This is a genomic window from Shinella sp. M27, from assembly GCF_049199905.1.
Lineage (GTDB): Bacteria > Pseudomonadota > Alphaproteobacteria > Rhizobiales > Rhizobiaceae > Shinella.
Window position 1 is genome coordinate 183,678 of the sequence record NZ_JBLZPK010000007.1, and the last position, 20,639, is coordinate 204,316.

A 20,639-nucleotide genomic window follows, 5' to 3' on the forward strand; every position below is an offset into this window, starting at 1 on the left:
GAAAGCGCGGACGCACAACGCGGCGGAATTGTTCAACAAATGTTGGCTTCCATGAGCTTCGTCATTCGCACCGCCGCCCTCGGCGACATCGCCGCCTTTACCGAGATCTATCGTGAATCCGTGCTGAACGGGGTTGCGAGCTACGAGATCGATCCGCCTTCGCTCGATGAGATGGAGGCGCGCTTCACTGCGATCACCGGCAAGGGTTACCCCTATATCGTTGCCGTCGAGCAGACCGGCCTCATCCTCGGCTACGCCTATGTCTCGGCCTTCCGCACACGGCCGGCCTATCGCTGGCTCGTCGAGGATTCGGTCTATCTGGCGCCGGAAGCGCGCGGCAAGGGCGTCGGCAAGGCGCTGCTCGCCGAACTGATCCGCCGCGCGACAGACCTCGGCTTCCGCCAGATGGTGGCCGTCATCGGCGGCGCGCATCCGGCCTCGATCGCCGTGCACAGTGCCGCCGGCTTTGCGCATTCCGGCCGAATGACCGCGACGGGCTTCAAGCACGGGCGCTGGCTGGACACGGTGTTCATGCAGCGCGCACTGGGCGACGGCGCGGAAAACGAGCCGTCGGCGACGGACTATCCCGGCACAATGCCGTAAAAGCTCGCAAGAGCAGCTTCCAAGGTCTGCCCATGCGTTCGTCGTGATCGCGCTTGGATGAATGTCGAGCGACGTCGTGCAAGCAAACGTGATCGCCCGCATTCATTGACGTTCATGCCTGGTTGTGCGCATTGTAGCGCAATCGTGCATGATTTGGTGATGCGGTGTCGATACAGGATCTTCTTCTCGGCGAGCGGCAGGCGCTCATCCGCACGCGGCTCGACCTTTCGGGTCGGGTGATCGCGGCGGAGCTGGCGCAGGAACTGGGCGTGTCGGAAGACACGATCCGGCGGGATCTGCGCGAGATGGCCTCGGCCGGCCTCTGCCGCCGGGTCTATGGCGGTGCCCTGCGCGTTTCCCAGTCGCAGGTCTCGATGAACGAGCGCATCGCGATCGGCGGCGAGCGCAAGGCGGCGCTGGCACGGACCGCGGCGGCGCTCATTCCATCCGGCTCCAACGTGTTTCTCGATGCCGGCAGCACCAATCTCGCCCTCGCCCGCGCGCTGCCCATCGGCGCCGACCTGACGGTGGTGACCAACGCGCCCGCCATCGCGGCGGCCGTGCTCGAGCGCGATATCCGGACGATCCAGCTCGGCGGCGTGATCGATCCGGCCGTCGGCGGTGCGGTCGGCGCCAAGGCGCTGCGCGATGCGGAGGCCTTCCGCCCCGACATCATGGTGCTCGGCGTCTGCGGCATTGATGCGGAGGCCGGCGTCACCGCCTATTCCTTCGAGGATGCCGAGTTCAAGCGCTTCCTCGCCTCGCGCAGCAAGACCGTGCTCATCGCCGTCACCAACGACAAGCTTTCCACCGCGGCTCCCTATTCGGTCGTGCCGCTCGCCCGCGTCACGCGCGCCGTCATCGAGGCCGATGCGGATGACGCGGAAGTCGCAGCGCTCGCCAGCGCCGGCATCGAAACCATCCGGGCCAGCTAGGCCTCCCAAGCAATGGAACTCCCAAGATGACGCCCGAAAATGCCGTTTCCGGCAAATCCTTCGCCAAGACCTATTTCCCCTCGACGCGGCTTGCCGTCTCTGGCCTGTTCCTGCTGAACGGCACCTTCGCCGGCGCCTGGGCGCCGAAAATTCCGGAATTCGCCAGCCGTCTCGATCTCTCCGAATCGGGCCTCGGCCTGATGATCATGTGTTTCGGCATCGGCTCGCTGGTGCTGATGCCGATCGCCGGCATTCTGATTGCGCATTTCGGCACGACGCGCACGGTGAAGGGCGCGACGATCCTCTTCCTCACGACCATGCTGCTGCTCTCGATTGCGCCGACCATTCCTGTCGGTGCCGTCGCGATCTTCTTCTTCGGCGGCTTGATGGGCGCGATGGACGTCTCGATGAACGGCAATGCCGTCGAGGTCGAAAAGTCGATGCGCCGGGCGATCATGTCGTCCTGTCATGCCTTCTGGAGCCTCGGCGCCTTCATCGGTGCGTCCACCGGCGGTTTCCTCATCGAGACGATGGGTGTGATGGGCCATGCACTGCTGCTGACGGGGCTTGGCATCGTCGCGCTCGTCGTCATCTGGCCCTTTGTGCTGCACGATGCGCCGCATCCGAGCGAGGAGCGCCAGAAGGTGCGCCTGCCGATGACCCTGCTGCCGTGGCTGATCGGCATCATGGCGCTTTTTTCCATGGTGCCGGAAGGCGCGATCCTTGATTGGGGCGCGCTCTATATGCGCGACGAACTCGGCGCGTCGCTGGCGCTTTCCGGCTTCGCCTTCGGCGCCTTCTCGCTCACCATGGCCGTCATGCGCTTTGCCGGCGACCATGTGCGCGACCGTTTTGGCGCGGTGAAGACGCTGCGGTTCTGCACAGTGATGGCGATCATCGGCATGATCATCGCCGGTCAGGCACCGAATGCCTATGTGGCGATGCTCGGCTTCGCGCTCTGCGGCGTCGGCATTTCCAATATGGTGCCGATCGCCTTTTCCGCGGCCGGCAACCTGCCGGGCTTCGCGCAGGGCGTGGCGTTGTCGGTCGCGACCGTCATGGGGTATTCCGGCTCGCTCTTCGCGCCTTCGGTCATCGGCTTCATCGCCGAGCACACCGGCTTTGCTATCATCTTCACGCTCCTGCCGGTGCTGTTCATCGTCGTGCTTCTCCTGTCGCGTCACGCGATCCATGCGGATGTGCGCGAGCACCATTGAGACGAACCACGCGCGGCGATCAAATCGTCGCGCGTGCCGGCTCTTGCTGTTGACAAGCCCCGCGTCCTGATCCACCTGAGGGCAAAGGCCGCGCCTTTTCGGGCGCTGGCCGCTTTTCGAGCAAGAGGCTCCAAAATGTCCTTTTCCTTCGACTTTGAACCGAAGCCGCGGCGCCAGTCCGTCGGCGTCGATGTGGGCGGCGTGCTTGTCGGCGGCGGCGCGCCCGTCGTCGTCCAGTCGATGACCAATACGGATACGGCCGATATCGACGGCACGGTGGCGCAGGTCGCGGCCCTTCATCGCGCCGGTTCCGAGATCGTGCGCATCACGGTGGATCGCGACGAGAGTGCGGCGGCCGTGCCGAAGATCCGTGAGCGCCTGGAGCGCCTCGGCCTCGACGTGCCGCTCGTCGGCGACTTCCATTATATCGGCCACAAGCTGCTCGCCGATCATCCGGCCTGCGCCGAGGCGCTGGCGAAATACCGCATCAATCCCGGCAATGTCGGCTTCAAGGAGAAGAAGGACCGGCAGTTCTCGGCCATCGTCGAGACGGCTATCCGCTACGACAAGCCGGTGCGCATCGGCGTCAACTGGGGCTCGCTCGACCAGGAGCTGCTGACCCGCCTGATGGACGAAAACCAGGACAAAGGCTTTCCGCTGACGGCCCAGCAGGTGATGCGCGAGGCGATCTGCCAGTCGGCGCTGCTGTCGGCGGAACTGGCGGAAGAGATCGGCCTGCCGCGCAGCCGCATCATCCTCTCGGCAAAGGTCTCCGCCGTGCAGGACCTCATCGCCGTCTATGCGATGCTGTCGTCGCGCTCCGACCACGCGCTGCATCTCGGCCTCACCGAAGCCGGCATGGGCACCAAGGGTATCGTTGCCTCCTCGGCCTCGCTCGGCATCCTCATGCAGCAGGGCATCGGCGATACGATCCGCATCTCTCTGACGCCGGAGCCCGGCGGCGACCGCACCCGCGAGGTGCAGGTCGCGCAGGAACTGCTGCAGGTCATGGGCTTTCGCCAGTTCATTCCCGTCGTCGCCGCCTGTCCGGGTTGCGGACGCACGACCTCGACGGTCTTCCAGGAACTGGCGCAGAAAATTCAGGACGATATCCGCAAGAACATGCCGGTCTGGCGGGAAAAATATCCCGGTGTCGAAGGCCTCAAGGTCGCGGTCATGGGCTGCATCGTCAACGGGCCGGGCGAGAGCAAACATGCCGATATCGGCATCTCGCTTCCGGGCACCGGCGAACTGCCAATCGCGCCCGTCTATGTGGATGGCAAGAAGGCGATGACGCTGCGCGGCACCAACATTGCCGGCGAATTCGAGACGCTGGTCAACGACTATATCGAGAAGCGCTACGGGCAGGGCCAGGCCGCTGCCGAATAATTAGAGGCGGGTCGTTAAAAGTTTGAACCCGGCGAAAGCGAAGAAGGCGGCCATGACGCCTTCGATGGCACGGCGCGATTTCAGATAGGCGCGGTGTACCGGGCCGAGCGAGAAGACGAGCGCGAAGCCGAGGAAGACGCAGACCCCCAAAACCATGCAGCCGGCGATGAAGGTCGCCATCACACCACCCGGTGCTCCCGGCGGCATGCCGAGCGATGTCAGCATGATCCAGTTGAAGATCGCCTTGGGATTGGTGATGTGGATGCCGAGACCCTTGAGGTACTGCCGGCGCGGCGAAAGAGCCGGCATCGCGGCCATCTGGGCGCGATAGGTTTCCTCGCTCCTGCGGGCGGCGCACCAGGCATTCCAGGCGAGCCACAGCAGGTAGCAGCCGCCGACGATCTTCAGCACGATCAGCGCTTTGCCATAGGTGCGGATTAGCGCGGACAGGCCTGAGGCCGTCAGGATCGCCCAGATATAGGAGCCGGTCAGCACGCCGGAGGCGAGCGCAAGACCTGCCCGCCGTCCCTGACTGATCGAGGTTGCGATGATCGCGATGATCGCCGGCCCCGGCGAGGCCGTCGCGATGAAATAGGCCGTCCAGGCGACGGCGAGTTGCGGCAGATAGGGTGTAAGATCGGTCATGGTTCACCGCTTCTATGTCAGCGAACGATAATCGATCGGTTTTCCCGCTCCAAGCCGGAGAATTGCACCACATGTCCCTCTCATCCGGCCTTTCCAGGCCGAACGAGAAGACGCTGTCCGAAAACCTCAGACGATCTCTTCGATCGCCGCGATCAGCCGGTCGCATTCGTCAGGCGTGCCGATGGTGATGCGCAAAAAGTCCGAGATGCGGGGCTTGGCGAAGTGGCGCACCAGGACGGCGCGGTCGCGCAGGCCCTTGGCGAGCGTCTCGCCGCTATGCGCCGGGTGGCGGGCGAAGACGAAGTTCGCCTGCGAGGGCAGCACCTCGAAGCCGCGCTGACGCAATGCGCCTGTGACGCGCTCGCGGGTCTCGATGACCTTGCCCCGCGTCTCGTCGAACCATTCTCGGTCGTCGACGGCAGCGGCGGCACCCGCCTGGGCGATGCGGTCGAGCGGATAGGAGTTGAAGCTGTCCTTGACGCGCTCCAGCGCATCGATCAGCGGGCGCTGGCCGATGGCGTAGCCCACGCGCAGGCCGGCCAGCGAGCGGGATTTGGACAGCGTGTGCACGACGAGCAGGTTGTCGTATTTTTTCGTCAGTGGGATCGCGCTCTCGCCGCCGAAGTCGATATAGGCCTCGTCGATCACGACCGGCTGGTCCGGATGCTCGGCCACCAGCTTCTCGATGGCGGAAAGCGGCAGGCCGATGCCGGTCGGCGCATTCGGGTTCGGGATAATGATCGCGCCGCAGGGGCGATCATAGTCCGTGAGATCGATGGTGAAATCGTCTTTCAGCGGGATCTCGACCGATTCAATGCCGAACAGCCGGCAATAGGTCGGGTAGAAGCTGTAGGTGATATCGGGATAGGCGAGCGGCTTCTCATGTTTGAGAAGGGCGACGAAGGCATGCGCCAGCACCTCGTCGGAACCGTTGCCGACGAAGACTTCGTCCGCATCCACGCCGTAGAAGCGGGCGATGGACTGGCGCAGCGCCAGCGCCGAGGGGTCGGGATAGAGTTTCAAGCTGTCGGCGACGGCTCCTCGCATGGCGGCGATCGCCTTGGGCGAGGGGCCATAGGGGTTTTCGTTGGTGTTGAGCTTGGTGAGGTTTTGAATGCGCGGCTGTTCGCCTGCGACATAGGGCTTGAGCGTGGCGACGATCGGCGACCAGAATTTGCTCATGACGTCAGTTCCTGCGATTGGCTATGAAATGGGCGGTTTCGATCAGGATTCCGGCCCGATGGCTGAACGGCGCAAGAAGCGCCTCGGCCTCCGTCACAAGCGCCTGAAGGCGATCTTCCGCCCAGGCCTGGCCGCGGCGCGACACGAGCGTCGCCTTGCCGCGGTCGGCATCCTTGCCCGTCGCCTTGCCCATGGTCGCCGCATCGGCGGTGAGATCGAGCAGATCGTCGGCGATCTGGAAGGCGAGGCCCACGGTTTCGCCGTAGCGGCGCAGCGCCGTGCGTTCGTCCTGCGAAGCGCCGGCGATGATCGCGCCCGCCTCGCAGGCGAAGCGCAGCAATGCGCCCGTCTTCATCGCCTGAAGCGTGACGATGCCGCCTTCGTCCGGGGCGACTTTCTCCGCTGCAAGGTCGAGCATCTGGCCGCCGGCCATGCCGCCGATGCCGGCGGCGCGCGCCAGCGCCAGGATGAGCGCGGTCTTGGTGGCATCCGGCAGGCATGTTTCGGGGGCCGCGACGATGTCGAAGGCGAGTGTGAGCAGGCTGTCGCCGGCAAGGATAGCCGCCGCCTCGTCGAAGGCGATGTGCACGGTCGGCTGGCCACGGCGCAGGTCATCGTCGTCCATCGCCGGCAGGTCGTCGTGCACGAGCGAATAGCAGTGGATGCATTCGAGCGCCGCACCGATGCGCAGCGCCGTTTCGCGCGCAACATCGGGAAAGAGCGCCGCCGATTCGATGACGAGGAAGGGCCGCAGGCGCTTGCCGCCGTTCAGCACGCCGTGGCGCATGGCGGCCATCAGGCGTTCGGGGCGGGTGATTTCGTCCGGCTGCCTTTCGCTGGAAAGCAGGTCGGCCAGCAGCGCTTCCACCGCTTCGGCATTGCTCTTCAGGCGGGCCTGGAATTCCTGTTGACGTGCGCTCATGGCCGCTCTTTGGCATGGGTGTCCGGCCGAGGCAACGGGAAGGACGGGACGGCGGCAAAGAATCGCGGCGGAGCGCTGGTTTTTGGCAAGCCGGGACGGTATGAAGGCGCAGCGACGCAAGGATGGGCGCCGGCACTTGGACATCGTACCGGAAACACGGGCAGAGACGGATAATTCGGAGGCAGACGCCGGCGAAACGGAGGGTTGGATGACCCGCCTGAGCCGGAACTGGCGACGGATCGTTCTTGCCGTTCTCGCACTCGTTGCGCTGCCCTATGTGCTGATCGTGCTCTATGCGATCGATTTCATCCGCCCCGTCTCCACGCTGATGCTGCGCGATCTCTTGCTCCTGCGCGGTTATGACCGGCAATGGGTGGAATTCGAGGATATCTCGCCCACGCTCGTGCAATCGGTGATGATGTCCGAGGACGGGCAATATTGCCGCCATGCCGGCGTCGATTGGGGCCAGATGCGCGCCGTCGTCAACGAGGCGCTGGCCGGCGAACAGACGCGCGGCGCAAGCACCATTCCCATGCAGACGGCCAAGAACCTGTTCCTGTGGAACGGTCGCTCCTTCCTGCGCAAGGCGATGGAGCTGCCACTGGCGGTGGCGGCGGATTTCGTCTGGAGCAAGCGGCGGCTGATGGAGATCTATCTCAACATCGCCGAATGGGGGCCGGGCATCTACGGCATCGAGGCTGCCGCCCAGCACCATTTCAAGGTGCCGGCGGCAAAGCTCTCGCGCCGCCAGGCCGCCCTTCTCGCCGTCTCGCTGCCCAATCCGATCGAGCGCAATGCCGGCAAGCCGGGGCGCGGGCTGCAGCGGCTGGCGCGGCTCATCGAGCGGCGGGCGAGCGGTTCGGGCGATTATATCAAATGCCTTTATGACTGAGTTCAGGCCTTTTCATTGGTGCTGTCCTCGATGAAGCCGTAGGGTCCGGCGCTCGCAAGGAGCGTAAAATGTCAGACCTCATCCTCTATGTCGGCAACAAGAACTATTCCTCCTGGTCCTTCCGGCCGTGGATCGCGCTGGAGGGAGCGGGCGTGCCCTTCACGGACAGGGTGATTCCCTTCGACTTCGCCGCCGGCAACCCAAAGTTCCGCGACCTTTCGCCGACCGGCAAGGTGCCCGTGTTGCACCATGGTGCGGCCAGGGTCTGGGAATCGCTCGCCATCATCGAATATGTCGCCGAGCTTTTCCCGGAAAAGGGCCTCTGGCCCCAGGATGCGGCGGCCCGCGCCGAAGCGCGGTCGATCTCGATGGAAATGCTCTCGGGCTTCCTCGCCATCCGCAATGCCTGCCCGATGAACATCCGCCGCAAGCCAAGTGCCATCGACCTGCCCGACGGCGTGACGGACGACGTCGCGCGGATCGAGACGATCTGGAAGGATGCGCTGGCCCGCTCCGGCGGCCCGTTCCTGTTCGGCGGGTTTTCGGCAGCAGACGCGATGTATGCGCCCGTCGTCAACCGTTTCGAAGTGTATTGCCTGACGACGGACGAAACGGTACTGGCCTATATGGCGCGCATGAAGGCGCATCCGGCCTGGCGGAAATGGCAGGCGGCGGCGGAAGCCGAGCCGTGGATCGTGCCGGAAGACGAGGTCTGACGGCCAGAGTCGAAAAAAACAGCACGAGGACTGGTCAAGCAGGCTTTTGCTGTGTATAAGCCGGCCAAATTTCCGAAATAACGACATGTCCTTGTCAGCCATTCGGTGGCGTGAGGATGTGTTTGCCCGATAAGTGGAGTTAGTGAAATGGCTGTACCGAAAAGAAAAACGAGCCCGTCCAAGCGCGGTATGCGCCGTTCCGCAGACGCTCTGAAGGGTTCGACCTACGTCGAAGACAAGAACTCGGGCGAACTGCGCCGTCCGCACCATATCGACCTGAAGACTGGCATGTACCGCGGTCGCCAGGTTCTGACGCCGAAGGAAAGCGCATAAGCGCTTTCGGCATCAGCGGAGATCAAGGCCTGGGATTTTCCCGGGCCTTTTCTTTTTGGTCCGGCCTTTCCGGTGAGTCGACATTTTCTTGTGCCGATTCTTCGGCTAAGACCATCCGAAGGCCGCCAGCCCGGCGGTTACTCGGAGTTTTTTGCCGATGCTGTTTGCCATTCCGCTGCTGATCATTCCCTTCGCCCTCTACAACCTTGCCATGACCGGTCTCTTCGGCGATGGCGGCGTTGCCGTGCTCGACAGCGAGGTTATGGCGGTCAACATGCTCTCCGGCACGACCTGGACCATGGCCTTTGGCGACCTGCTCATCCTCGTCGCGCTGGTGCTGCTCTTCGTGGAGATCCTCAAGGCCACGCGGCCGGGCTCGCGCGCGCTGCTTGATCACATGCTGTCGATGGTGCTGTTCGTGGTGTTTCTCGTCGAATTCCTGCTGGTGCAGGGCGCGGCGACGCAGATCTTCTTCATCCTGATGACGATCACGTTCATCGACGTCATCGCAGGTTTTGCGGTGTCGATCCGCACGGCGGGCCGCGACGTCTCCATCGGGCTTTGAGGTGGCGCGGGCTTCCCCGCGCCGATCCCGGCTTCTCAGCTCAGATTGTCGAGCTTCGTCTGGAGGGCGCGCAGCTGTTCCTTCAGCTCGTCGAGGTCTTTGGGCTCGGCCTTGCGCGTCTCCTTCGGCGGCGCGGCTGCGGCGAAGGGCGTGAACATCTTCATCGCCTGCTGGAAGAGTTCCGTGTTGCGCCGCGTCGTTTCCTCGATAAGCGCCATCGGCACCTGCAGGTTCTTGCCGAGCGGCGTGTCGCCCAGGGTCTTGTTGATCTGCTCGCGCATCTGCGCCTGCTGATCGGTGAAGGCCTGCATGGAGTGCTCGAGATAGCTCGGCACGACCATCTGCATCTGGTCGCCGTAGTAGGAGATCAGCTGGCGCAGGAACGAGATCGGCAGAAGCGTGTTGCCGGTCTTGGATTCCTGCTCGAAAATGATCTGGGTGAGCACCGAATGGGTGATGTCCTCGCCGGATTTGGCGTCCTGCACGGTGAAGTCCTCGCCCTTCTTCACCATGACCGCAAGATCGTCGAGCGTCACATAGGTGCTCGTACCGGTGTTGTAGAGGCGCCGGTTCGCATATTTCTTGATGACGATCTGACCGTCGTTCCTGGCCATTAGGGTCTCCTCATCCCCGTATTTCCATTTCTTTTTTGGTCGGCAGGAGTATCCGCAAAAAGACGGCGGCTGACAATCGAATTGTGCGATGCGGCGAGGAATGCTGCGCAACATGGATTTTCATGCTGCATGTCGCGGCGATGAAATTTTAGCGGCATCGGATATCCCGTTTGACTCTCTTCCTTCGCTTTGCCAGTTTTGATTTCGGGAGAACCGCCGGCTCGCGCCGTTCGTGCGCCGGGCCGGTTCCAAGACCGACCACCCGGTCGCAGAATTGAGGAAGCACACCATGAGCACCCCGTCCATCGTCATCGCCAGCGCCGCCCGCACCGCGGTCGGGTCCTTCAACGGAGCCTTCGCCAACACGCCCGCCCACGAGCTCGGGGCGACGGTCATTTCGGCGGTTCTGGAGCGCGCGGGTGTTGCGGCGGGCGAGGTGAACGAGGTGATCCTCGGCCAGGTGCTGCAGGCCGGCGAAGGCCAGAACCCGGCCCGCCAAGCCGCCATGAAGGCCGGCCTGCCGCAGGAGGCCACGGCCTGGGGCATGAACCAGCTCTGCGGCTCGGGTCTTCGCGCTGTCGCTCTCGGCATGCAGCAGATCGCAACCGGCGACGCCAGCATCATCGTCGCGGGTGGCATGGAGTCTATGTCGCTTGCCCCGCATTGCGCGCATCTGCGCGGCGGCGTGAAGATGGGTGACTTCAAGATGGTCGACACCATGATCAAGGATGGCCTGACCGACGCCTTCTACGGCTACCACATGGGCACGACGGCCGAAAACGTCGCCAAGCAGTGGCAGCTGTCGCGCGACGAGCAGGACGCCTTCGCCGTCTCCTCGCAGAACAAGGCCGAGGCCGCCCAGAAGGACGGCCGCTTCAAGGACGAGATCGTTCCCTTCATCGTCAAGGGCCGCAAGGGCGACGTGAGCGTCGACGCCGACGAATATATCCGCCATGGCGCCACACTCGATTCCATGGCCAAGCTCCGTCCGGCCTTCGACAAGGAAGGCACCGTGACGGCGGGCAACGCCTCGGGCCTGAATGACGGCGCCGCTGCCGCTCTCCTGATGAGCGAAGCCGAGGCCTCGCGCCGCGGCATCCAGCCGCTTGCCCGCATCGTGTCCTGGGCGACCGTCGGCGTCGATCCGAAGGTCATGGGCACCGGCCCGATCCCGGCGTCGCGCAAGGCGCTCGAACGCGCCGGCTGGAAGATCGGCGATCTCGACCTCGTGGAAGCCAATGAGGCCTTCGCGGCGCAGGCCTGCGCGGTCAACAAGGATCTCGGCTGGAATCCCGATATCGTCAACGTCAACGGCGGCGCCATCGCCATCGGTCACCCGATCGGTGCATCCGGCGCCCGCATCCTCAACACGCTCCTCTTCGAGATGAAGCGTCGCGGCGCCAAAAAGGGCCTCGCCACGCTCTGCATCGGCGGCGGCATGGGCGTGGCGATGTGCGTCGAGAGCCTCTGAGCAACCCCCGCAAAAGCGCTTAGCGGTTTTGCGGAAACGCTCTGATCATCGACTGACATTCTGCTTTGCCATGACCTGCCGCCGGCGGGGCGACGGGTCGATTCAAAAAAACAGCCTAGGGGAGTGAGCCACATGAGCAGGGTAGCATTGGTAACTGGGGGATCGCGCGGCATCGGTGCCGCCATTTCGGTGGCGCTGAAGGCGGCGGGATACAAGGTGGCTGCAAGTTATGCCGGCAATGACGATGCCGCCAACGCCTTCAAGGCGGAGACCGGCATCCCCGTCTACAAGTGGGACGTGGCGAGCTACGAATCCTGCGTCGAGGGTATCGCCAAGGTGGAGGCCGATCTCGGCCCCGTCGAAATCCTCGTCAACAATGCCGGCATTACCAAGGATGCGATGTTCCACAAGATGACGCCCGACCAGTGGGGCGCCGTCATCAACACCAACCTGACCGGTCTGTTCAACATGACCCATCCGGTCTGGTCCGGCATGCGTGACCGCAGCTTCGGCCGCGTCATCAACATCTCCTCGATCAACGGCCAGAAGGGCCAGATGGGCCAGGCGAACTATTCTGCCGCCAAGGCCGGCGACCTCGGTTTCACCAAGGCGCTCGCCCAGGAGGGTGCCGCCAAGGGCATTACGGTCAACGCCATCTGCCCCGGCTATATCGGCACGGAAATGGTGCGCGCCATCCCGGAAAAGGTGCTGAACGAGCGGATCATCCCGCAGATCCCGGTCGGCCGCCTCGGCGAACCGGAAGAGATCGCCCGGGTGGTCGTCTTCCTCGCCTCCGACGATGCCGGTTTCATCACCGGCTCGACGATTTCGGCAAACGGCGGCCAGTTCTTCGTCTGACCGCATTGTCCGGCTAGGGAACACGGCGCCTTCGGGCGCCGTTTTCATTATGGTAGGATGCGAAAAAGCGAGGGCGCCATGAAACAGGAAAAGCTTGATGAAGCCGCCATTTCCGAAGCGCTTGCTAGCCTGGAGGGGTGGAGCCGGTCGGACGACGGCATCGCCATCGAGAAGACCTTCAAGTTCAAGTCGTTCCGCGAGGCCTTCGGCTTCATGACCGAGGCGGCGCTGGCGGCGGAAAAATTCAATCACCACCCCGAATGGTTCAATGTCTACAACCGCGTCGATGTCCGCCTGACGAACCACGATGCGGGCGGCCTGACCGAGCTCGACGTCAAGATGGCGACCGCCATGGAGAAGGCGGCGGCGTTTCGCACGAAGAGTTGAAGCGACGTGAAAACATCCCCATATGTTTCCGCGCCGGGCTTTGCCGGCGCTGCCACCTGAAGCATTGCAGCAAAGTGCGAAGCGGTTTTGCGCCCGCAAATGCGCAAAAACCACAAGGGAGGCCTTGAATGGATGATGTGAAGATCGGCGAAATCCTGCTGCCGGGCGACAAGGACGAGCAGGCGCGCCAGGAGACCCGTATCAAGAAGCGGTTCTGGCCCGTGTTGAAGCGCGCAATGCGGCAGGTGCCGTTCTCCCGCGATCTCGTCGCCTCTTACTATTGCGCGCTCGATCCACGCACGCCGACCAAGGTCCGCGGTATCCTCTTGGCAGCACTTGCTTATTTCGTGCTGCCGCTCGACGGCATCCCGGATTTCTTCGCGCTCGTCGGCTTTTCAGACGACATCGCGGTGCTGACGGCCGCCTTCGCCGCCATCCGCGGTCACATCCGCGAAGACCATTATATTTCCGCCGACAAGGCGCTTGAGGACGAGCCGGAAATGCAGCCTACGGGCTAGTGCGGTTGTGGCAGTCTGGCCCGCACTCTCGCGGGTCAAATTCTTGCCCTAATCGTTCTGCCATTAGTGGGTTTCGACGGGGTCTATCTCACCAAATGGGGACTGCGGACGCTCAGCCCTTGCGGCAAGGGCAGCGGCGGTTTTCAACGCAAATTTGTCCCGGTGCGGCACGGAAGACCTTCGGAAATTAGGTGCATGTTGACGGTTTGGTAACCTGAATTAAGTCAAAATGAACCAAATCGTCATCATGCAGGCCGACACCGGCGTGGCAGGCATCTGCCTTCGGCCGGCAATCACTGGCAAGACAACCGGCAGGAAAACATGTTCGTAAGAAAGCTCGCAACCGCACTCGCCCTCGTCATCGCGACCGCAGGCGTTGCCTCGGCCCAGTCGCCGACGCGCATTCAGCAGTTCAACGCCTGGGGTGCCTATTCGTACCAGGCGAATGGCGGCAAGGTCTGCTACGTTCTGTCCGTGCCGAAGGAAAAGACGCCCCCCGGCGTCGATCACGGCGATGTCTTCTTCCTCGTCTCGCAGCGCCCCGGCCAGAACATCAGCTACGAGCCGCAGGCCATGATGGGCTACCCGCTGCAGGAGAACTCCAAGGTCAACGTCGTCATCGACGGCCGCACCTTCGTGATGTTCACCAAGGGCAATTCGGCCTGGGTGGAAAACGCCGCCGAAGAGCCGGCGCTGGTCAACGCCATGAAGACGGGCAAGGATATGCAGGTGCAGGCGAAGTCGCGCCGCGGCACGGGTACGGCCTATTCCTACTCGCTGTCGGGCATCTCGGCCGCGCTGAAGCAGATCGAAAAGTGCCGCTGAGGTACGCGAAATTCACAACGGAAAGGCCGGCGCGATGCCGGCCTTTTTCGTTTCAAGGCTGGAATTATCCATGAAAACCCTTCTTCTGCTGCGACACGCAAAATCCGCCTGGCCCGACGGCGTCGCCGATCACGACCGGCCGCTTGCCGAGCGTGGTCGCCGCGATGCGCCGCGCATGGGTGCCTATATGGCCGAGATGGGTCTCGAGCCGGATTTCGCGCTGGTCTCGTCGGCGCGGCGAACGCAGGAAACCTGGGCGCTGGTCGCGCCGGCGCTTGGCAAGGACTGCCCGTCGCAGACCGTCGCTTCGATCTATGAGGCGGAGCCGGGTGCGATCCTTGCGGCCATCCATGCGGCGCCGCAGGAGTGCGGCACATTGCTCGTCATCGGCCACAATCCGGGTTTCGAGGATCTGGCGGCGATGCTGGCGCCGGCCGGAGACGCGGATACGCTTGCGCGTGTGCGGTCGAAATATCCGACCGCCGGGCTGGCGGTGATCCGCTTCGATGGGGAGCGATGGGCCGGTGTCGCGCCCGGTGCCGGGCGGCTTGCCGCCTTCGTGACGCCGAAGACGCTGCCGTAACAGGCGGGATCAGCCGGCCTGTGCCGGCGTTCCCAGCGCTTTTTCGATCGCCGGATAGAGCCCGTTCTTGAGGCTCTTCTCGTCGAACGGCCCGACGCGCTTGTAGAGGATCGTCCCGTCGGGACCGACGAGGTAGCTTTCCGGGATGCCGTAAACGCCCCAGTCGATGGCCATCTTGCCGACCGGGTCGAGGCCGATGGCGGAGAAGGGATTGCCGAGCTCGCCGAGGAAGCGCAGCGCATTCTCGGCGCCGTCCTTGTAGTTCACGCCGACGACGGTGAGGCGCGGATCCTTGGAAAGCTGGAGGATAACAGGATGCTCCTGCCGGCAGGGCACGCACCAGGAGGCCCAGAAATTGACGAGCGTCAGCTTGCCCTTGCCGATGTCCTTGGTCAGCGCCGGAACGGGCACGCCATCCCGTGTGGCGCCGACGAGCGGATCGAGGTCGCGGAAGGGCGCCTTGGTGCCGATCAGCGCGGAGGGGATTTCCGAGATATCGCGGCCGGAATTGAGCTGCGTCCAGAAGATCAGCGCGAGGCCCAAAAAAATCGCCAGCGGCAGCGCGGCGAGGATGAGGCGCGTGCGCGTGCCCGCACCTTCGGCATTGCCTTCGCTCTCGCTCATCGGGTTTCCTCTGGTCGCGCCGAGCGGCGGCGGATGCCGGCAGCTTCCAGGCGCTCCAGTTCGCGATGGCGGCCGCGATGGTCGATGAAGACCCAGCCGATGAGGCCGACGGTGATGGCGAAGGCGGCGATATAGGAGGCCGTGACGTAGAAGGTGTGGCTCATGCTGCATCTCCGGCCGAGCGGGCGGCATGGCGGCGCAGCACGGCGATGCGGCGGCGCAGGATTTCGTTGCGCATCGCCAGGATATGCAGCGTGAAGAACAGCATGGAGAAGGCGATCGCCATCACCAGCAGCGGCCACAGGAATTCCGGATCGATGGTCGGGCCGCCCATGCGCACGACGCTTGCCGGCTGGTGCAGCGTATTCCACCATTCGACGGAAAACTTGATGATGGGGATGTTGACGAAGCCGACGAGGATGAGCACGGCGCTGACCTTCGCGGCGCGCGTCGGGTCGTCCATGGCGCGGTTGAGGGCGATCAGGCCGAGATACATCAGGAAGAGCACAAAGACCGAGGTCAGCCGCGCATCCCAAACCCACCAGGTGCCCCACATCGGCTTGCCCCAGAGCGAGCCGGTGATGAGGGCGAGCAGCGTGAAGCAGGCGCCGATAGGGGCTGCGGCCTTGGCCGAGACATCGGCGAGCGGATGGCGCCAGACGAGCGTGCCGAGCGCCGAGAGCGCCATGACCGTGTAGCACATCATCGAGAGCCAGGCGGCCGGCACATGCACATACATGATGCGCACCGTCTCGCCCTGCTGGTAATCGCCCGTGGTGGTGAAGGACAGATAGAGCCCGACCGCGAACAGACAGAGCGTCAGCCCGGCAAGCCACGGCCAGACGGTGGCGACCAGCGCCAGAAACCGCGTCGGGTTGGCGAGATCGCTGAATTTGCGGATGGCAAGGCTCGGTTCGCTCATGATGGTTCTTTAACGCGGAAGCCCGCCGGCTTCAATTGATCTGCCGCAATCACATTTGTGTCAGTCGCTGGAAAGGCGAAGTGCCGCAGCCGCCGCGACGGGGCCGATGACGGCGAAGAACAGGTTGAGCGCGACGAGGATGAGGAACGGCGGCAGGAAGGGCGCCGGCTCCTGGATCGCCGCATAGACGGCGCTGACGCCGAAGATCAGCACGGGAATGGCGAGCGGCAAAACGAGGATGGAGACGAGCAGCCCGCCGCGCGGCAGCGCCACAGCAATGCCGGCACCAGCGGCGCCGATGAAGGTGATGGCGGGCGTGCCGGCGAGCAGCGTCAGCGTCGTTGCGCCGATCGCCACCTCGTCCATGTTCATGAACAGGCCGAGCAGTGGCGAGGCGATGACGAGCGGCAGGCCGGTCGCAATCCAGTGCGCGACGCATTTGATGAAAACCGTCAGCACCAGCGGCGTTTCCTGCATGAGAAGCAGATCGAGCGAACCATCCTCGCGCTCGGCCTGGAACAGCCGGTCGAGGCCGAGCAGCGAGGCAAGCAAAGCGCCGATCCAGAGGATCGCGGGACCGATGCGCGAGAGAAGATTGAGGTCCGGTCCGACGCCGAAGGGGATGACGGCAACGACGGTCATGAAGAACAGCACGCCGATCAAGGCGCCGCCGCCGGCGCGGACGGAGAGTTTGAGGTCGCGGGCGAGGAGGGCGATCATGCGCTGGTCTCGGGGCAGAGGAGGGGAGCTACAAGCAAGGCCATCACCAAACCTCCTCCACCACACCCGCAAACCCGGTCATCCGCAATTCCTTCACCCCTTCCAGCCCCAACGGCTGGTGCGTCGCGGCAATCGCGATGCCGCTGCGGGAAAGGTGGGCGGTGACGAGGCCGGCGAACATCTCCTCGGCGGCGGCATCGAGCGCCGCGGTCGGCTCGTCGAGAATCCAGACGGGGCGCCAGGCGACCAGCAGTTTCGCCATGGCCATGCGGCGCTGCTGGCCGGCGGAGAGGTAGCCGAAGGGGAGATGGACGATGCCGCCGAGGCCGACCGATTCGGCGGCTTCATCGACGGAGACACCGGCGCCGCCGGAGAAATCGCCCAGAAAGGCTTTCCAGAAAGCGAGATTCTCCTCGACGGTCAGTTCCCGCTTCATCGCATTGCGATGGCCGAGATAGTGTGCGGCCTCGCTCAGGCGCTCCACCGGTTGCGCTGCAGCAAGGAGTTTCATCGTGCCCTTTTCGGCCGGCAGGAGGCCGGCCAGAACGCGCAGCAGGGTGGACTTGCCGGAGCCGTTCGGCCCCTTCACGACCAGCGCTTCGCCGCGTGCGATTTCAAAGGAAATGTCTTGGAAAATCAGGTCTTCGCCGCGCCTGGCGCTCAACCCTTCGGCGACGAGCCGCATGACTGTTCACTTTCCCTTTACGACCTTGGTCGCAACGCAAAAAAATTGTCCCGATTTGCCCTTCGGCGCTCTGGAACGTTTCTTAGAAATTATCTATAACCCCCGCAACACGCCAGCGGTCGGCGTGAATTTCATCCAAGCGCCGAACCGGAATGAATTCCGCGTACGGACAGCGGAAATGACCGCACCCGCATCCCATAACGCGCTTCAACAGCGCACGGGCGTTCGTACGTCAGCTTTCTGGCGCCAGACGAGACGGGGTATCAAGTGTCCAAATCCCTAGACAGTTTCAATTGTCGTTCGACCCTTACGGTCAATGGCACCGACTACGTATATTACAGCCTGCCCAAGGCCGAAGCGAACGGGCTTACCGGCGTCTCGAAGCTGCCCTACTCGATGAAGGTGCTTCTTGAGAACCTGTTGCGCTTCGAGGACGGCCGCTCGGTCACAAAGGAGCAGATCCTCTCCGTCGTCGACTGGCTGACCAACAAGGGCACGGTCGAAAACGAGATCGCTTATCGCCCGGCGCGCGTGCTGATGCAGGACTTCACCGGCGTTCCCGCCGTCGTCGATCTCGCGGCCATGCGCGACGCGATGGTCTCGCTCGGCGGTGATCCGGAAAAGATCAACCCGCTCGTTCCCGTCGACCTCGTCATCGACCATTCCGTCATCGTCGACGAATTCGGCACCCCAACCGCCTTTGCCCGCAATGTCGAGCTGGAATACCAGCGCAACGGCGAGCGCTACCGCTTCCTCAAGTGGGGCCAACAGGCGTTCCAGAATTTCCGCGTCGTTCCTCCGGGCACCGGCATCTGTCATCAGGTCAATCTGGAATATCTGGGCCAGACGGTCTGGACCAAGGAAGAAGACGGCGAAATCATCGCCTACCCGGATACCTGTGTCGGCACGGACAGCCACACGACGATGATCAACGGTCTCGGCGTTCTCGGCTGGGGCGTGGGCGGCATCGAGGCGGAAGCCGCCATGCTCGGCCAGCCGGTCTCCATGCTGCTGCCGGAGGTCATCGGCTTCAAGCTGACCGGCAAGCTCAAGGAAGGCGTCACGGCGACCGACCTCGTGCTGATGGTCGTGCAGATGCTGCGCAAGAAGGGCGTGGTGTCGAAGTTCGTCGAATTCTTCGGCCCCGGTCTCGACAACATGACGCTCGCCGACCGCGCGACGATCGGCAATATGGGCCCGGAATACGGCGCGACCTGCGGCTTCTTCCCGGTCGACGGCGAAACCGTCAATTACCTCACGATGTCTGGCCGCGAAGAACAGCGCATCGCGCTGGTCGAAGCCTATTCGAAGGCGCAGGGCATGTGGCGTGACAATGACGGGTCCGACCTCGTCTTCACCGACACGCTCGAACTCGACCTCGGCGCCGTCGTGCCAGCCATGGCCGGCCCGAAGCGTCCGGAAGGTCGTATCCCGCTGGAAAACATCGCGTCGGGTTTCGCCGGCTCGATGGACACCGATTACAAGAAGCCGGGCCAGCTGACCAACCGCTACCCGGTCGAAGGCACCGACTACGATCTCGGCCATGGCGACGTCGCCATCGCCGCCATCACGTCCTGCACCAACACGTCCAACCCGTCGGTCCTCATCGCCGCCGGCCTTCTCGCCCGCAATGCGGTCGCCAAGGGCCTGAAGACCAAGCCGTGGGTCAAGACGTCGCTGGCGCCGGGATCGCAGGTCGTCGGCGAATACCTTGCCAAGTCGGGTCTCCAGGCCGATCTGGACAAGCTCGGCTTCAACCTCGTCGGCTTCGGCTGCACGACCTGCATCGGCAATTCCGGCCCGCTGCCGGCGCCGATCTCCAAGACAATCAACGACAAGGGCCTGATTGCTGCCGGCGTTCTCTCCGGCAACCGCAACTTCGAAGGCCGCATCTCGCCGGACGTGCAGGCGAACTACCTCGCCTCGCCGCCGCTCGTCGTTGCCTACGCACTCGCCGGTTCGGTCCAGAAGGACCTGACGACGGAGCCGCTCGGCGAAGACAAGGACGGCAACCCGGTCTATCTCAAGGACATCTGGCCGACCTCGCAGGAAATCCAGGAGTTCATCCTGAAATACGTCACCCGCGCGCTCTACGCCGCGAAATATGCCGACGTGTTCAAGGGCGACGAGAACTGGCAGGCCGTGCAGGTTCCCGAGGGACAGACCTATGCCTGGGACGACAAGTCGACCTATGTGCAGAACCCGCCTTATTTCGTCGGCATGGGCAAGACCGGCTCGGGCCTGAAGAACATCGAGGGTGCACGCGTCCTCGGCCTGTTCGGCGACAAGATCACCACCGACCATATTTCTCCGGCCGGTTCGATCAAGGCGGCGTCTCCGGCCGGTGCCTACCTCACCGATAACGGTGTGGCCGTTGCCGACTTCAACCAGTACGGCACGCGCCGCGGCAACCATGAAGTGATGATGCGCGGCACGTTTGCCAATATCCGCATCCGCAACCACATGCTCGGCCCGAACGGCAAGGAAGGCGGCTACACGATCCACTATCCTTCGAAGGAAGAGATGTCGATCTACGACGCGGCCATGAAGTACAAGGCCGAGGGCGTTCCGCTCGTCATCTTCGCCGGCGTCGAATACGGCAATGGCTCGTCGCGCGACTGGGCGGCCAAGGGCACCAACCTGCTCGGCGTCAAGGCCGTGGTGGCGCAGTCCTTCGAGCGCATCCACCGCTCCAACCTCGTCGGCATGGGCATCGTGCCCTTCGTCTTCGAGGACGGCACGACCTGGGCCTCGCTCGACCTCAAGGGCGACGAGATCGTCACGATCGAAGGCCTGGAAGGCGACATCAAGCCGCGCGAGAAGAAGATCGCCAAGATCACCTACTCGGACGGCACGGTGAAGGACGTTCCGCTGCTCTGCCGCATCGATACGCTCGACGAGGTTACCTACATGAACAACGGCGGCATCCTGCAGACCGTTCTTCGCGACCTCGCCGCCTGATCTCTGTCGGCTTAAAATCTGAAATGCCGGGGCCTTTGGCTCCGGCATTTTCCGTTTTAGAAGGCAAAAATC

General features: G+C 63.7%; 24 protein-coding genes. 15 read left to right on the forward strand and 9 right to left on the reverse strand.

The genetic code is table 11. The annotated features are described in order from the left end of the window. Positions 1 to 51: 51 nt before the first annotated feature. The 4 genes from ACOZK4_RS02000 (at position 52) to ispG (ending at position 4,144) form a co-directional block, all read left to right on the forward strand. The gene (locus tag ACOZK4_RS02000) at positions 52 to 603 is read left to right on the forward strand and encodes an N-acetyltransferase family protein (protein WP_313527460.1); all 552 of its coding nucleotides are present in this window, start codon (positions 52 to 54) and stop codon (positions 601 to 603) included. 170 nt (positions 604 to 773) lie between these two features. Beyond that, the gene (locus ACOZK4_RS02005; RefSeq protein WP_421590173.1) at positions 774 to 1,538 is read left to right on the forward strand and encodes a DeoR/GlpR family DNA-binding transcription regulator; all 765 of its coding nucleotides are present in this window, start codon (positions 774 to 776) and stop codon (positions 1,536 to 1,538) included. Positions 1,539 to 1,564: 26 nt separating this feature from the next. Further along, entirely contained in the window at positions 1,565 to 2,755 is a 1,191-nt protein-coding gene (locus ACOZK4_RS02010) for an MFS transporter (protein ID WP_313527462.1), read from the forward strand. A 135-nt stretch (positions 2,756 to 2,890) separates the two neighbouring features. Next, the gene (gene ispG / locus ACOZK4_RS02015; RefSeq protein ID WP_313527464.1) at positions 2,891 to 4,144 is read left to right on the forward strand and encodes a flavodoxin-dependent (E)-4-hydroxy-3-methylbut-2-enyl-diphosphate synthase; all 1,254 of its coding nucleotides are present in this window, start codon (positions 2,891 to 2,893) and stop codon (positions 4,142 to 4,144) included. Here the strand turns inward: ispG and ACOZK4_RS02020 are convergent, their stop codons facing one another. From ACOZK4_RS02020 to ACOZK4_RS02030, 3 genes are all read right to left on the reverse strand, one after another. Beyond that, positions 4,145 to 4,789: a LysE family translocator gene (locus tag ACOZK4_RS02020; RefSeq protein ID WP_421590126.1), complete on the reverse strand. Its 645-nt coding sequence runs from the start codon at positions 4,787 to 4,789 to the stop codon at positions 4,145 to 4,147. 126 nt (positions 4,790 to 4,915) lie between these two features. Further along, the gene (gene hisC, locus ACOZK4_RS02025) at positions 4,916 to 5,971 is read right to left on the reverse strand and encodes a histidinol-phosphate transaminase (RefSeq protein ID WP_421590127.1); all 1,056 of its coding nucleotides are present in this window, start codon (positions 5,969 to 5,971) and stop codon (positions 4,916 to 4,918) included. Between the two features lie 4 nt (positions 5,972 to 5,975). Continuing rightward, positions 5,976 to 6,893 carry a polyprenyl synthetase family protein gene (locus ACOZK4_RS02030; RefSeq protein WP_421590128.1) on the reverse strand — a complete coding sequence of 306 codons (918 nt, stop codon included), beginning with the start codon at positions 6,891 to 6,893 and terminating at the stop codon, positions 5,976 to 5,978. A 100-nt stretch (positions 6,894 to 6,993) separates the two neighbouring features. Between ACOZK4_RS02030 and mtgA the strand changes: the two genes are divergently transcribed. The 4 genes from mtgA to ACOZK4_RS02050 all read left to right on the forward strand — a co-directional run bounded on the left by mtgA (position 6,994) and on the right by ACOZK4_RS02050 (position 9,399). Next, positions 6,994 to 7,785, forward strand: a complete 792-nt coding sequence (mtgA, locus tag ACOZK4_RS02035; protein WP_421590129.1) for a monofunctional biosynthetic peptidoglycan transglycosylase — start codon at positions 6,994 to 6,996, stop codon at positions 7,783 to 7,785. A 68-nt stretch (positions 7,786 to 7,853) separates the two neighbouring features. Beyond that, positions 7,854 to 8,501: a glutathione S-transferase family protein gene (locus ACOZK4_RS02040; protein ID WP_421590130.1), complete on the forward strand. Its 648-nt coding sequence runs from the start codon at positions 7,854 to 7,856 to the stop codon at positions 8,499 to 8,501. A 147-nt stretch (positions 8,502 to 8,648) separates the two neighbouring features. Further along, positions 8,649 to 8,834: a 50S ribosomal protein L32 gene (rpmF, locus tag ACOZK4_RS02045; RefSeq protein WP_024271259.1), complete on the forward strand. Its 186-nt coding sequence runs from the start codon at positions 8,649 to 8,651 to the stop codon at positions 8,832 to 8,834. A gap of 157 nt (positions 8,835 to 8,991) precedes the next feature. After that, complete coding sequence (locus ACOZK4_RS02050; RefSeq protein ID WP_313527472.1) at positions 8,992 to 9,399, forward strand: hypothetical protein; 408 nt, start codon at positions 8,992 to 8,994, stop codon at positions 9,397 to 9,399. 35 nt (positions 9,400 to 9,434) lie between these two features. Here the strand turns inward: ACOZK4_RS02050 and phaR are convergent, their stop codons facing one another. Next, positions 9,435 to 10,013 carry a polyhydroxyalkanoate synthesis repressor PhaR gene (phaR, locus tag ACOZK4_RS02055; protein WP_117371305.1) on the reverse strand — a complete coding sequence of 193 codons (579 nt, stop codon included), beginning with the start codon at positions 10,011 to 10,013 and terminating at the stop codon, positions 9,435 to 9,437. Between the two features lie 289 nt (positions 10,014 to 10,302). On the opposite strand from phaR, the gene ACOZK4_RS02060 reads away from it, so the two are divergent. The 6 genes from ACOZK4_RS02060 (at position 10,303) to ACOZK4_RS02085 (ending at position 14,655) form a co-directional block, all read left to right on the forward strand. After that, positions 10,303 to 11,484, forward strand: coding sequence for an acetyl-CoA C-acetyltransferase (locus tag ACOZK4_RS02060; protein ID WP_421590132.1), 1,182 nt, complete (start codon positions 10,303 to 10,305; stop codon positions 11,482 to 11,484). Between the two features lie 132 nt (positions 11,485 to 11,616). Further along, the gene (locus ACOZK4_RS02065) at positions 11,617 to 12,342 is read left to right on the forward strand and encodes a beta-ketoacyl-ACP reductase (protein ID WP_313527479.1); all 726 of its coding nucleotides are present in this window, start codon (positions 11,617 to 11,619) and stop codon (positions 12,340 to 12,342) included. A gap of 78 nt (positions 12,343 to 12,420) precedes the next feature. Continuing rightward, the gene (locus ACOZK4_RS02070; protein ID WP_421590133.1) at positions 12,421 to 12,729 is read left to right on the forward strand and encodes a 4a-hydroxytetrahydrobiopterin dehydratase; all 309 of its coding nucleotides are present in this window, start codon (positions 12,421 to 12,423) and stop codon (positions 12,727 to 12,729) included. A 128-nt stretch (positions 12,730 to 12,857) separates the two neighbouring features. Next, on the forward strand, positions 12,858 to 13,247 hold the full coding sequence (locus ACOZK4_RS02075) for a YkvA family protein (protein WP_421590134.1): 390 nt from the start codon (positions 12,858 to 12,860) through the stop codon (positions 13,245 to 13,247). 321 nt (positions 13,248 to 13,568) lie between these two features. Continuing rightward, positions 13,569 to 14,072, forward strand: a complete 504-nt coding sequence (locus ACOZK4_RS02080) for an invasion associated locus B family protein (protein WP_313527485.1) — start codon at positions 13,569 to 13,571, stop codon at positions 14,070 to 14,072. 70 nt (positions 14,073 to 14,142) lie between these two features. Further along, positions 14,143 to 14,655, forward strand: coding sequence for a SixA phosphatase family protein (locus ACOZK4_RS02085; protein WP_421590136.1), 513 nt, complete (start codon positions 14,143 to 14,145; stop codon positions 14,653 to 14,655). A 9-nt stretch (positions 14,656 to 14,664) separates the two neighbouring features. Here ACOZK4_RS02085 and ACOZK4_RS02090 read toward each other — a convergent pair whose 3' ends face one another. Genes ACOZK4_RS02090 through ccmA form a run of 5 tightly spaced genes read right to left on the reverse strand, consistent with a single transcriptional unit; the run spans position 14,665 to position 17,606 of the window. Next, positions 14,665 to 15,279: a DsbE family thiol:disulfide interchange protein gene (locus ACOZK4_RS02090; protein WP_421590138.1), complete on the reverse strand. Its 615-nt coding sequence runs from the start codon at positions 15,277 to 15,279 to the stop codon at positions 14,665 to 14,667. Further along, the gene (gene ccmD, locus ACOZK4_RS02095) at positions 15,276 to 15,443 is read right to left on the reverse strand and encodes a heme exporter protein CcmD (protein ID WP_421590140.1); all 168 of its coding nucleotides are present in this window, start codon (positions 15,441 to 15,443) and stop codon (positions 15,276 to 15,278) included. The genes ACOZK4_RS02090 and ccmD overlap by 4 nt, the downstream gene beginning before the upstream one ends. After that, positions 15,440 to 16,201 carry a heme ABC transporter permease gene (locus ACOZK4_RS02100; protein ID WP_421590142.1) on the reverse strand — a complete coding sequence of 254 codons (762 nt, stop codon included), beginning with the start codon at positions 16,199 to 16,201 and terminating at the stop codon, positions 15,440 to 15,442. The genes ccmD and ACOZK4_RS02100 overlap by 4 nt, the downstream gene beginning before the upstream one ends. 60 nt (positions 16,202 to 16,261) lie before the next feature. Beyond that, positions 16,262 to 16,921 carry a heme exporter protein CcmB gene (gene ccmB / locus ACOZK4_RS02105; protein ID WP_421590143.1) on the reverse strand — a complete coding sequence of 220 codons (660 nt, stop codon included), beginning with the start codon at positions 16,919 to 16,921 and terminating at the stop codon, positions 16,262 to 16,264. A gap of 43 nt (positions 16,922 to 16,964) precedes the next feature. Beyond that, positions 16,965 to 17,606 (reverse strand): heme ABC exporter ATP-binding protein CcmA, encoded by a 642-nt coding sequence (ccmA, locus tag ACOZK4_RS02110; RefSeq protein WP_421590145.1) that lies wholly within the window; start codon positions 17,604 to 17,606, stop codon positions 16,965 to 16,967. A gap of 267 nt (positions 17,607 to 17,873) precedes the next feature. Here ccmA and acnA point away from each other — a divergent pair, with 267 nt between their 5' ends. Next, positions 17,874 to 20,567, forward strand: coding sequence for an aconitate hydratase AcnA (acnA, locus tag ACOZK4_RS02115; protein ID WP_313527501.1), 2,694 nt, complete (start codon positions 17,874 to 17,876; stop codon positions 20,565 to 20,567). Positions 20,568 to 20,639 lie beyond the last annotated feature (72 nt).